The following is an 11,109-nucleotide window of genomic DNA, read 5'->3' as shown; positions in this document are numbered from 1 at the left end:
GCAGAGAAAGAAAAACGATAGCAACACAACGGGATGGAGGGGGAAGGAGGGTCCCCCCCCCCCCCCCCCCACCCCCCCCCCTCTCCCCCCCCCCCCCCCCCCCCCCCCCCCCCCCCCCCCCCGCCTTTGCATGTCCGGTACGCCGTAGGGTGTGACCGTGTTCACTTCTCAGGGACCCAGCCTGCGCGAACTGGCCGTCCAGGCCCTCTCGTCCGTCGAGCACGGCTACGACCTGCTCGCGCCGAAGTTCGACCGGACCCCGTTCCGCACCCCGGACCGGATGCTCGACGCCGTGGAGGAGACCCTCGCCGCGCGGGAGGGCTCCTTCGGGTCGGGGCTGGACGTGTGCTGCGGTACGGGTGCGGGTCTGGGGATGCTGCGCCGGCTGTGCCGGGACCGGGTGACCGGGGTGGACCTCAGCGCGGGCATGCTGGCGGAGGCCGCGCGGGCGCATCCCGAGGGCGTGGACCTGGTACGGGCCGACGCGCTGGCGCTGCCGGGCGCGCTCGGGGGCGCGTACGACCTGGCGGTGAGCTTCGGGGCCTTCGGGCACTTCCTGCCGTCGCAGCGGCCGGCCCTGTTCGCCCAGGTGCACCGGGCGCTGCGGCCGGGCGGGGTGTTCGCCTTCCCGGTCGGCGCCCCGATCCCGCCGACGCACCCGCTGTGGTGGGCGGTGGCGGGCTTCGACGCGGCGATGCGGGTCCGCAACGCCGTGTGGCGGCCGCCGTTCGTCATGTACTACCGCACCTTCCCGTTCGGCCCGGTCCGCGCCGATCTGCAGGCGGCGGGGTTCGGGGTGGAGACGGTCCCGCTGGAGCACTTCGGGTACCGGGAGGACGGCACTCCGCGGTGGCGGCTGCTGCTGGCCCGCAAGGGCGCCTGATCACCGGATCCGGTCGAAGGGCAGGTGGACCCGCAGCTGGTCGGTGAGGTCGTTGCCGGCGCGCAGGCGGGCCGTGTCGTTGGCGGACAGGGCGCGGCCGTAGACGCGTACGTCGTCCAGGGCGCCCGCGTAGAAGGCCTTGTAGTCGGGCTGCGTGCCGAGGTGGACGGTGAAGGCTCCGGTGGGCCGGAAGTCCATGCGGTCCGGGGCGAGTTCGGTGGTGGCGGGCGGGGCGCCGTCGACGGAGAGTTCCAGGCGGGTGCCCTTGCGCTGGAGGACGACGTGGTGCCAGGCGTCGTCGTCGGTGCGGGTGGCGGCGGTGAGGGCGGCGGGGCCGGTGCCGGCGTTGAGGGTGGCTTCGAGGCGGCCGGTTGCGGGGTCGGCCTCGATGCGGAGCTGCTTGGCGGCCGGGCCCTGGCCGTAGGCCCAGAACAGGGGCTGGCGCAGGCCGCCGTCCCGGTCCTGGCCGCGGGTCTTGTACTTGACCCAGGTGGCGACGGCGAAGTCGCCGTCTCCGATGCGGAGCTGGTCCGGGCAGTCGATCAGGCGCAGGAAGTCGTCCTTGCCGTCGAAGCGCAGGGCCTTGCCGCCGTCGGGGCGGTTGCCGAGCCTGGGGGCGCCGTGGACGACGGCGTCGGCGTGGTACGGGGTGGCGTCGGCGGTGCGGCGCGGGGTGAGGTCCTCGGTGGCGGCCCGGAGCTCGTGGGGGCCGAAGGCGGTGAACTTGACGTAGCCGTGCGGGGTGCCGTTGGCGGTCTCGTAGAGCATGCCGACGCGGCCGCCGGGCAGGACGGCCATGTCGGAGTAGCCGGCGCGCTCGCGCAGGACGACGGCTCCGTCCTTGGACCAGGTGCGGCCCTCGTCCTTGGAGGTGCGCACGGCCAGGGTCCAGCGGTCGGAGAACTCGGCGCCGGGCCGGCTGGGCGCGGACAGCAGCAGGGGGCCGCCGGGCAGCTGGAGGACGGAGCCGGCGGCGGGCGGGGCCGGGAGGTCGGTGACGGGGCGGAAGCCGGGTTCCGGGACGGCGGGTGCGGCGGCGTCCTCGACGATCGCGGCGACGCGGTGGTCGGGGGTGCCGCAGGTGGCGGTGGAGCGGGCGTTGACGTAGATCCGGCCGTCGGGCAGCTGGGTGAGGGCGGGTTCGTTGGGGGCGGGGGTGCCTTCGGGTGCGCCCCAGCGGGCTCCGGGCTTCCAGGTGAGGCCGCCGTCGTCGCTGTAGAGGAGCTGGGCGCCGGATTCGCCGGACTCGGTGCGGTAGTCGGCGCTGACGACGAGCCGGCCGGGGCGGTCGGGGCGGGTCGGGGTGAGCTGGATGCCGTGGCCGGGTCCGACGGAGACCCAGGCCCAGTCGGCGCCCTTGAGCTGGGGCTGCGGGGCGGGGTCGGTGGTCCAGCCGGCGCCGTCGTCGGTGCTGTGGGCCAGGCGCAGTTCGCGGGGGCCGCGTACGCGGTTGCCGTCGGCGTCGGGGGCCCAGGTGCTGTAGGCGTGGAGCAGGGTGATGCGTCCGGAGGCGGAGTCGACGACGGGGACGGGGTTGCCGTAGGCGCCGGGGTCGCCGGCGCCGCGGACGACCTGCATGGGGCCCCAGGTGCGGCCCTCGTCGGTGGAGCGCTTGAGGACGATGTCGATGTCGCCGATGTCGTTGCAGCTGGCGGTGCGGGCTTCGGCGATGGCGAGGAGGGTGCCGTCCTTGGTGGTGACGAGGGTGGGAATGCGGTAGCAGTCGTAGCCCTCGGTGAAGGCGCTGAAGGGTGCGGAGACGGCGGCGGTGAGGCCGGTCGCCTTCTTCGCCTTCGCGGGTCCGGCGCCTTCCGCGTCCGCCGGGTCGGAGGGTGAGGGGGCGAGGGTGAGCCAGCCGGCGGCGGACAGGCCGAGCGCGCCGGTGACGGCCCAGGCGACGCCCGCCCTCCCGCTCGGGCGGCGGAACCGGAACGGCAGACGGAATCGGACACCTGACTGGTTTGGGCTCACCCGTGCAGGCTAACGCCCGCGTCCGGCCCGGCCTCGGCACGGCGGGGCCGGGCGCGTCACGGCGGGCGGCCCGGGCGCGTCACGGAGTGCGGGGGCCGGGCGGTCAGCGCGCCCGGAGTTCCGTCTTGAGGACCTTGCCGCTGGCGTTGCGCGGCAGGGCGGGGACGAACTCGACCTGCCTGGGGACCTTGTAGTTGGCCATCTCCCGCCGGGACCAGGCGATCAGGTCGTCGGCGGTGAGGGTGGAGCCGGGGCGGCGGACCGCGTACGCCTTGCCGACCTCGCCGAGCCGGGGGTCGGGGACGCCGACGACCGCGACGTCGGCGATGTCGGGGTGGAGGCCGAGGAGTTGCTCGATCTCGGCGGGGTAGGCGTTGAAGCCGCCGACGATGAACATGTCCTTGATCCGGTCGGTGATGCGCAGGTTGCCGGCCGCGTCGAGGACGCCGACGTCGCCGGTGCGCAGCCAGCCGTCGGGGGTGATGGCGGCGTCGGTGCCCTCGGGGTCCTCGAAGTAGCCGCGCATGACGTGGTGGCCGCGGACCAGGACCTCGCCCGCCTCCCCGGCGGGGAGGGCGGTGCCGCCGGTACCGGTGACACGGACCTCGGTGTCCGGGATGGCGCGGCCGGAGGTGGCGGCGACGGTCTCGGCGGGGTCGTCGCGGCGGCACATGGTGACGATGCCGCCGGCCTCGGAGAGCCCGTAGGCGGTGAGGACGGTGGCGATGCGGAGTTCGGCGCGGAGCCGTTCGACGAGCTGGAGGGGGACGACGGCGGCGCCGGTGACGACCAGGCGCAGGGCGGACAGGTCGTGGTGGTCGCGCTGGGGGTGGTCGAGGAGGGACTGGTGGAGGGTGGGCGGGCCGGGGAGCACGGAGATCCGCTCGGCGGCGATGTTGGCGAGGACGGTGTCCACGTTGAAGACGGGCTGGGGGACCATCGTGGCGCCGCGCATCAGGCAGGCGATGATCCCGGCCTTGTAGCCGAAGGTGTGGAAGAAGGGGTTCACGATGAGGTAGCGGTCGCCCTCGCGCAGTCCGGCGAGTTCGCTCCACACGGCGTAGCAGCGCAGGGTCTGGGCGTGGGTGATGACGGCGCCCTTGGGGCTGCCGGTGGTGCCTGAGGTGAAGATGATGTCGGAGGGGGTGTCGGGGCGTATCGCGTCGGCGCGTTCGCGGACCGCTGCGGCGGGTACCGCGTCCCCGCCGGCGAGGAAGTCCTTCCAGGTGCGGAAGGCCTCGGGGGCGTCGTCGGCGAGGACGACGACCTGGTCGAGGTGGGGCAGGCCGGGGAGCGGGCCGGTGCCGGCGCCTTCGGCGGTGGCGCGGCGCAGGGAGGCGACGTAGGAGGTGCCGAGGAAGGTGCCGGTGACGAAGAGCAGGCGGGCCCGGCTGCGGGCGAGGACGTAGGCGGCCTCGGCGCCCTTGAAGCGGGTGTTGAGGGGGACGAGGACCGCTCCGGCGGTGACGGCGCCGAGGGCGGAGACGATCCATTCGAGGGTGTTGGGGGCCCAGACGGCGACCCGGTCGCCCGGTTCGGTGCCGGCGGCGAGGCAGGCGGCGGCGGCCCGTTCGACGCGGGAGCCGAGTTCGGCGTAGCTGATGCGGGTGCGTCCGTCGACGACGGCCTCGCGGTCGCCGTAGCGCCCGGCGGCGTCGCGCACGAGGGCGGCGACCGTGCGCCAGCGCAGGTCGCCGCGGGGGTCGGGGGTGTCGGCAGGGATGTCGGCCGGGGTGCCGGCCGGAGTGCCGGCCGGGGCCGTTCCCGGGTCGCCGGTGCCCGCTCCGGAGTCCTGTTCGATGCCGTCCGCGCCCGCGCCCTCGTACATCGGCCCGCCCCTCCCTGGAACCAGTAGCTGACTATCCGTCAGATTAGCTGTAGCCTTCGCGGCTGTCAGTACTGGTGCACCCGGAGGTGGCGATGGCGGCAACGCTCAAGGACGCTACGGCAATCGTCGGCATCGGCCAGACCGCCTTTGCCAAACGGCTGCCGTCGACCGAGAAGGAACTGGCCTGCCGGGCGATCCTCGCGGCCCTCGCCGACGCGGGCATCGCACCCTCCGAGGTCGACGCCTTCGCCTCCTACACGATGGAGGAGACCGACGAGGTCGAGGTCGCCAAGGCCATCGGCGCCGGAGACGTCACCTTCTTCTCCAAGGTCGGCTACGGCGGCGGCGGTTCCTGCGCCACCGTCGGCCACCTCGCCGCCGCCATAGCCACCGGCCAGGCCACCGTGGGCGTCGCCTGGCGCTCCCGCAAACGCGGCTCCGGCCCCAGACCCTGGAAGAACACCGCCGTCCAGCTGCCCACCCCCGGCCAGTGGACCCGCCCCTTCGGACTGCTGCGCCCCGCCGACGAGATCGGCATGCTGGCCCGCCGCTACATGCACGAGTACGGGGCCACCCGCGACCACCTCTTCAACGTCGCCATGGCCTGCCGCAACCGGGCCAACGAGAACCCCGCCGCGATGATGTACGAGCGCCCGCTGACCCGCGAGATGTACATGAGCTCCCGCATGATCAGCGAGCCGCTCTGCCTCTTCGACAACTGCCTGGAGACGGACGGCGCGCTCGCCTGCGTGATCGTCTCCGCCGAACGCGCCCGGGACTGCCGGCAGAAGCCCGTCTACGTGCACTCCGCCGCCCAGGGGCTGCCCGCCCAGCACCACGGGATGGTCAACTACTGGAACGACGACCCGCTGTCCGGCCCCGCCTGGACCGCCGCCCGCCACCTGTGGAAGCAGGCCGACTTCGGCCCGGCCGACGTGGACGTCGCCCAGATCTACGACGCCTTCACCCCCCTCATCCCGCTCTCCCTGGAGGGCTACGGCTTCTGCGGGCGCGGCGAGGGCGCCTCCTTCACCGAGGGCGGGGCGCTGGAACTCGGCGGCCGGCTGCCCATCAACACCGGCGGCGGCGGGCTGAGCGAGGCGTACGTCCACGGGTTCAACCTGATCAACGAGGGCGTCAAGCAGCTGCGCGGCACCTCCACCGCCCAGGTGCCGGACGCCGCGACCTGCCTGGTGACGGCGGGCGAGGGCGTCCCGACGTCCGCGATCCTGCTGCGCGCGTGAGGAGCCGACCGATGACCACGACCCCCGCATCCGCCGAGGAATCCCTCCTGCTGCCCGTGCCCGACGAGGACGGCGCCCCCTTCTGGGAGTACGCCGCCCGGGGCGAACTCCGCGTCCAGGCCTGCACCGCCTGCGGCCGGCTGCGCTTCCCGCCCCGCCCCTGCTGCCCGCACTGCCAGTCCTTCGACGGCGAGTGGCGCCGGATGAGCGGCCGGGGCCGGATCTGGTCCTGGGTCCGGCCGCACCCGCCGCTGCTGCCCGCGTACGCCGCACAGGCCCCGTACAACGTCATCCTCGTCGAGCTGGCCGACGCCCCGCAGATCCGGCTCGCCGGGAACCTGGTCGCCTCCGCCGACGCCCCGCTGGACTCCGTCGACCCGGCGCGGCTGCGCATCGGCGCCCGGGTGCAGGCGGTGTTCACCGAGGTCGGCGGGATGAGCGTGCCGCGCTGGGTCCTGGAGAAGGCATGACGCTGCGCGTGGAGCGGGACAAGGCCGCCGGGACCGCCGTCGTCACCCTGGACCGGGAGCGCCGGCACAACGCGATCGACCTGGAGACGGCCGCCGCCCTGGCCGGGGTGTGGCGGGAGCTGCGCTTCGACGGGGACGTGCGGGCGGTGGTGCTGACGGGCGCGGGCGGCGCCGCGTTCTGCACGGGGATCGACCGGTCGGCCGAGGTACCGCAGCCGGAGTCCCCGTACTCGGCCGACGACCCGCTGATCGCGATCGGGCCGAAGGCCAACGACCTGTGGAAGCCAGTGGTCGCCGCCGTCAACGGGATGGCCTGCGGGGGCGCCTTCTACCTGCTGGGCGAGGCGGAGTTCATCGTCTCCTCGACCGCCGCGACGTACTTCGACCCGCACACCTCGTACGGGATGGTCAGCGCCTACGAGGCCGTGTACATGGCGCAGCGGATGCCCTTCGGGGAGGCGGCCCGGATGTCCCTGATGGGGACGGCCGAACGGCTCTCCGCGCGGCGGGCGTACGAGATCGGGCTGGTCTCGGAGCTGGCGGAGCCCGGGGAGCTGCTGGAGGCGGCGCTGCGGTCGGCGCGGACGCTGGCCGCCTTCCCGACGGAGGCGGTCCAGGGCACCGTGCGGGCGCTGTGGTCGGCGAAGCGGGCCGCGCTGCAGCAGGCCTTGGACCAGGCGCCGGCACTGATCGCCCTGGGGAACCTCCCGCCGGACCGGCAGGCGGCCCTCTTCGCGTCCCGGCCGCCGGGGAGGGAGTTCCGCCTGCGCTGAGCCGGGGCCGGGGCCGGGCTCCGGGCGGGCCGGGGGCCGGGGCCGGGTTCCGGGCGGGGGCCGCCCGACGTGTCGGCATTCACCACCCGAAACCCGGAACGCACTCCTCCGCTCTCTCCGCCACCAGCGAAGACGCCGCCCGCGCCGTGCTTCGCAGGCGGGAACCGTGGTTGCATCCGACGACCGAACCCGGCGGCAGCCGCACACCCCCCGCGTCCCTTCGGTGAGCACCGCATCACCAAGAGGAGCACGGCACAGTGCGACGCACCATCAGCACCGAGATCACCATCGACGCGACCCCCCAGGAGGTCTGGGCGGTCCTCACCGACCTCCCCCGCTACCGCACCTGGAACCCGTTCATCCGCGAGGCCGCCGGCGAGACGGTCCCCGGGGAGCGGCTCACCCTGACGATGTACCCGGAGTCCGGGAAGCCCACGACCTTCCGGCCGACCGTCCTGGTCGCCTCCCCCGGCAGCGAGCTGCGCTGGACCGGGCACTTCCTCGTCCGCGGCCTCTTCGACGGCGAGCACTACCTGCGCCTGTCCGAGGGCCCGAACCGCACCACCCGGCTGGAGCACGGGGAACGCTTCCGCGGGGTCCTGGTCCCCTTCCTCGGCAGGATGCTCGACGGCACCGCGCGCAACTTCACCGCGATGAACGACGCCCTGCGGGCCCGCGCGGAATCGGCCCGCGCCACGTCCTGACGCACCTGACGTGCGGCCGCGGGGCTCCGGACATAGCGTCGGGATCACGACGCCATGACCCATGACCCCTGACCCCTACCCCGGAGGGCCGGGCATGATCCGCAACGCAATCGGCTCACTCATCGGCCTGATCGGGGCGGCCGCCGCCGTCTGGAGCCCCTTCCGCGCCTGGTACGACGGCCGCCCCGGCCGCGACTACCGCATCGAGGAGCTGTTCGCCGGCTCCGGCATCACCGACGACGGGGCCGCCCTGCTGGGCTCGCTGCTGCTGCCGTCCCTGTTCGCGGCGCTGCTGACGCTGCTCGCGGTCGTGCGGCGCTCGCGGCTGCTGATGGCGCTCGCGGGGGTCGTCGTACTGGGCTTCGCGGTGCTGTGGATGGTCCGCCAGGGCCAGGCGGCCGAGGGGCTCTCGGTCGGGATCGAGGGCGTCGGCATCGGCTCCGGTGTCGCCACCGCCTTCGGCGCGGGCGCCCTGCTGCTGCTCGCCGCGGCGGTCATGCGCGGCCGCCGCCGCCACACCCGGCGCGAGCTCCCGCACGACGCGGTCGACCCGGTGGACCCCCGGCGGTGGTCCACCGCCCCCTCACAGGACCAGTCAACTTGACCCGGCCCTTGAAGGACCGGGCTTGGAGGTAGGGCGCGGCTGGCTGCCGCGTGGTCTCCTCCGTCCAGACACCCCTACGGGGTGGCAGGGACGCGTGACTCACGCCCCGCAGTCCACACGGTCTCGCCCTTGCGGCCGATGTTGTGGGACGCGTTGTCGTCCGCGTGCATGAGGGCCCCGCAGGACCGGCACGCGAACGCCGCCTGGTCGATCCGGTTCTTCCGGTCGATGTGGCCGCACTCGGAGCACTGCCGGCTGGTGTACGCCGGATCGACGTACACCAGCGGCACCCCGGCCCGCTTCGCCTTGTACTCCACGAAGGAGGCGAGCTGGTGGAAGCTCCACGAGTGCAGAGAGGTCCGCTGGTCCTTGCGGAGCCGTACCCGCTCGCGGATGCCCGTGAGGTCTTCCAGGGCGATCCCGCGTCCGGTGCGTTCAGCGGTGGTGACGATGGTCTTGGCGATGATGTGGTTGACGTTGGCGGCGTGCCGGGCTTCCTTGCGGGAGCGCTTCTTGAGCAGCCGCTTCGCAGACTTGGTGCCCTTGGCCTGCAACTTCTTCCGCAGGTCGAGCTGCCGCTTGCGATGTCGGCTCAAGCCCCGTCCGGCAGCCCGGTAGCCAGTAGAGGTGGTGGCGATGTTGGCAATGCCGAGATCGACACCGACGAACCCGGCAGGCTCGTACACCTCCGGCTCGGGGATGTCGCAGACGGCGATCAGGTAGAACGAGCCGTCGCGTTCGATCAGGTCGGACTCGCCCTTGCGGTGCTCGCGGAGCATCTTGAGCGCATCCGGCGAGCACGCGAAACGGACCTTCTTGAGACGCCCGGCGGTGGTCCAGATCGACACGGTCTGCTGGTCGTACTGCCAGGACAGACAACGGTCGTCGTACGGCTGCGCGGCCTCATGCCGGAACGCGATCGGCTTCGACTCCGCCTTGCGGCGGCGCTTCGATCCCGGCCTGCCCAGGTTCCCGGCCTTGATGCTGGCCTTGAGCGTCGCGTACGCGTCGCGGGTCTTCTTGATGACGTGCTGCGCCGCCTGCGCGCCAAGACCCCGCGCCTTCAGCTCGGCGTAGGTGTGCTTGCGCAGCTCGTACTCACGCGGGACACCGCGCTCGAACGCCACCGACGACACCCAGCACGCAGCCTCGTTGACCGTGCGCAGGGTTGAGCGCAGCGCGGCGGCCTGGCCGGCCTCCGGCATCAGCTTCACCTGCGTCACGATCTTCATACGGGCAACGTAACAGGCCCCACTGACAACACCCGTTCCGACAGAAACGGAGCGAACCCCGGCGCTTCGCGCCTCCGATCCAAGGATGCGAATCCTCCCGGGCATAAACGCCCGGGGCTCCTCGCAAGATCCTGCTGAAACGGCGGCGGCCCCGCACCCCGGAGCGGGGGCGGGGCCGGCCGGCGCGTGCGGCGGATTCTGTGGATCAGCCCTCGACGGTGCCGGAAGCGGCGATCTCGATCTTGGCCTTGGTGGCGCCGGACTGGGTGCCCAGGGCCTCGATCTTGTCGACGACGTCCTGGCCCTCGACGACCTCACCGAAGACGACGTGCTTGCCGTCGAGCCACGAGGTGACGACCGTGGTGATGAAGAACTGCGAGCCGTTGGTGTTGCGGCCGGCGTTCGCCATCGACAGCAGGTACGGGCGGTCGTGCTTCAGCTCGAAGTTCTCGTCCTCGAACTTCTCGCCGTAGATGCTCTTGCCACCGGTGCCGTTGTGGTTGGTGAAGTCACCGCCCTGCAGCATGAACTGCGGAATGACGCGGTGGAAGCCGGAGCCGGCGTAGCCGAAGCCGTTCTGGCCGGTGGCCAGCTCGCGGAAGTTCCGGGCCGTCTTCGGGACGGCCTTGTCGAAGAGGCTGAAGACGATGCGGCCGGCCGGCGCACCGTCGATGGTGATGTCGAAGAATACGTTGCTCATGGGTCCCATCCTGTCACTCCCGGTACCAACCGCACCCCGGCGGGGCCGCGGACCCGCCAGTAGCTCGTTCGAGTGAGGGTCGGGCATATGCCTTCGGCACTCGCGTGCGGCGGCTTGGATGGGCGTCGCTCCCCCCGAGGGAGCACACCACCATCACCCCAACAGAAGACGCGGGAACTGTACAGTTATGTACATGAGCGAGACTCTGCCGATCACCGAAGCGCGAGCGAAGTTCGGCTCGCTGGTCCGCCGCGCGTCCCACGCCCGGGAACGCATCACCATCACCGACCACGGCCAGCCCGCGGCCGTACTCATCAACCCCCAGGAGCTCGCCGACCTGGAGGACGCGCTCGCACTGGCCCTCTACCGGGAGCGGCAGTCCGCCGGCGCCGCCGCGGCGGTCCCCCATGACGACGTCCGCGCGCGGCTCGGCCTGGAGCGCGCGTGACCTACGCGATCGTCTGGGACGAGGCGGCCATCGACGCGGCCGCCCGGTTCCTCAAGGACGACCCCGACGGTCTCCGGCAGCTGATGGACGCCGTCGACCTCCTGGCCGACCAGCCCCGGCCCGAGGGCAGCACCCCGTACGGATCCCCCGACCTGCGCCGGATGCACGTCGCGCGCTACCGGGTCCTGTACGAGATCACCGAGGCCACCGTCACCATCGTGGTCGTCCACGTCGGCCGCCTCGGCTGAGCCC

The 11,109-nt window shown here is 73.0% G+C and carries 12 protein-coding genes; 8 read left to right on the top strand and 4 right to left on the bottom strand.

The genetic code is table 11. The annotated features are described in order from the left end of the window. The first annotated feature begins 157 nt into the window (after positions 1 to 157). Positions 158 to 883: a class I SAM-dependent methyltransferase gene (locus AC07A6_RS31420; protein WP_362472570.1), complete on the top strand. Its 726-nt coding sequence runs from the start codon at positions 158 to 160 to the stop codon at positions 881 to 883. On the opposite strand, the gene AC07A6_RS31415 is transcribed toward AC07A6_RS31420, so the two are convergent. Beyond that, the gene (locus AC07A6_RS31415; protein WP_478779398.1) at positions 884 to 2,854 is read right to left on the bottom strand and encodes an exo-alpha-sialidase; all 1,971 of its coding nucleotides are present in this window, start codon (positions 2,852 to 2,854) and stop codon (positions 884 to 886) included. 103 nt (positions 2,855 to 2,957) lie between these two features. Next, positions 2,958 to 4,682, bottom strand: a complete 1,725-nt coding sequence (locus AC07A6_RS31410; RefSeq protein WP_478779397.1) for a FadD3 family acyl-CoA ligase — start codon at positions 4,680 to 4,682, stop codon at positions 2,958 to 2,960. Positions 4,683 to 4,774: 92 nt separating this feature from the next. Here AC07A6_RS31410 and AC07A6_RS31405 point away from each other — a divergent pair, with 92 nt between their 5' ends. The 5 genes from AC07A6_RS31405 (at position 4,775) to AC07A6_RS31385 (ending at position 8,477) form a co-directional block, all read left to right on the top strand. Next, entirely contained in the window at positions 4,775 to 5,926 is a 1,152-nt protein-coding gene (locus AC07A6_RS31405) for a lipid-transfer protein (RefSeq protein ID WP_478779396.1), read from the top strand. Between the two features lie 11 nt (positions 5,927 to 5,937). Beyond that, the gene (locus AC07A6_RS31400) at positions 5,938 to 6,396 is read left to right on the top strand and encodes a Zn-ribbon domain-containing OB-fold protein (RefSeq protein WP_362472559.1); all 459 of its coding nucleotides are present in this window, start codon (positions 5,938 to 5,940) and stop codon (positions 6,394 to 6,396) included. Then, positions 6,393 to 7,169 (top strand): enoyl-CoA hydratase/isomerase family protein, encoded by a 777-nt coding sequence (locus AC07A6_RS31395; RefSeq protein WP_478779395.1) that lies wholly within the window; start codon positions 6,393 to 6,395, stop codon positions 7,167 to 7,169. The genes AC07A6_RS31400 and AC07A6_RS31395 overlap by 4 nt, the downstream gene beginning before the upstream one ends. Before the next feature lie 257 nt (positions 7,170 to 7,426). Continuing rightward, entirely contained in the window at positions 7,427 to 7,873 is a 447-nt protein-coding gene (locus AC07A6_RS31390) for an SRPBCC family protein (RefSeq protein WP_478779394.1), read from the top strand. Positions 7,874 to 7,967: 94 nt separating this feature from the next. Then, complete coding sequence (locus tag AC07A6_RS31385; protein ID WP_478779393.1) at positions 7,968 to 8,477, top strand: hypothetical protein; 510 nt, start codon at positions 7,968 to 7,970, stop codon at positions 8,475 to 8,477. A 74-nt stretch (positions 8,478 to 8,551) separates the two neighbouring features. Here AC07A6_RS31385 and AC07A6_RS31380 read toward each other — a convergent pair whose 3' ends face one another. Continuing rightward, positions 8,552 to 9,709: an RNA-guided endonuclease InsQ/TnpB family protein gene (locus tag AC07A6_RS31380; RefSeq protein WP_478779392.1), complete on the bottom strand. Its 1,158-nt coding sequence runs from the start codon at positions 9,707 to 9,709 to the stop codon at positions 8,552 to 8,554. Between the two features lie 205 nt (positions 9,710 to 9,914). Continuing rightward, positions 9,915 to 10,409: a peptidylprolyl isomerase gene (locus tag AC07A6_RS31375; RefSeq protein WP_478779391.1), complete on the bottom strand. Its 495-nt coding sequence runs from the start codon at positions 10,407 to 10,409 to the stop codon at positions 9,915 to 9,917. Positions 10,410 to 10,602: 193 nt separating this feature from the next. Between AC07A6_RS31375 and AC07A6_RS31370 the strand changes: the two genes are divergently transcribed. Then, complete coding sequence (locus AC07A6_RS31370) at positions 10,603 to 10,857, top strand: type II toxin-antitoxin system Phd/YefM family antitoxin (RefSeq protein ID WP_362472544.1); 255 nt, start codon at positions 10,603 to 10,605, stop codon at positions 10,855 to 10,857. Continuing rightward, positions 10,854 to 11,105, top strand: coding sequence for a type II toxin-antitoxin system RelE family toxin (locus AC07A6_RS31365; RefSeq protein WP_362472541.1), 252 nt, complete (start codon positions 10,854 to 10,856; stop codon positions 11,103 to 11,105). The genes AC07A6_RS31370 and AC07A6_RS31365 overlap by 4 nt, the downstream gene beginning before the upstream one ends. Positions 11,106 to 11,109 lie beyond the last annotated feature (4 nt).

This window comes from Streptomyces sp. NPDC044002 (assembly GCF_056434525.1).
Note: the sequence above shows the minus strand (reverse complement) of the source record. Positions and strands in the feature narration are given on the sequence as shown.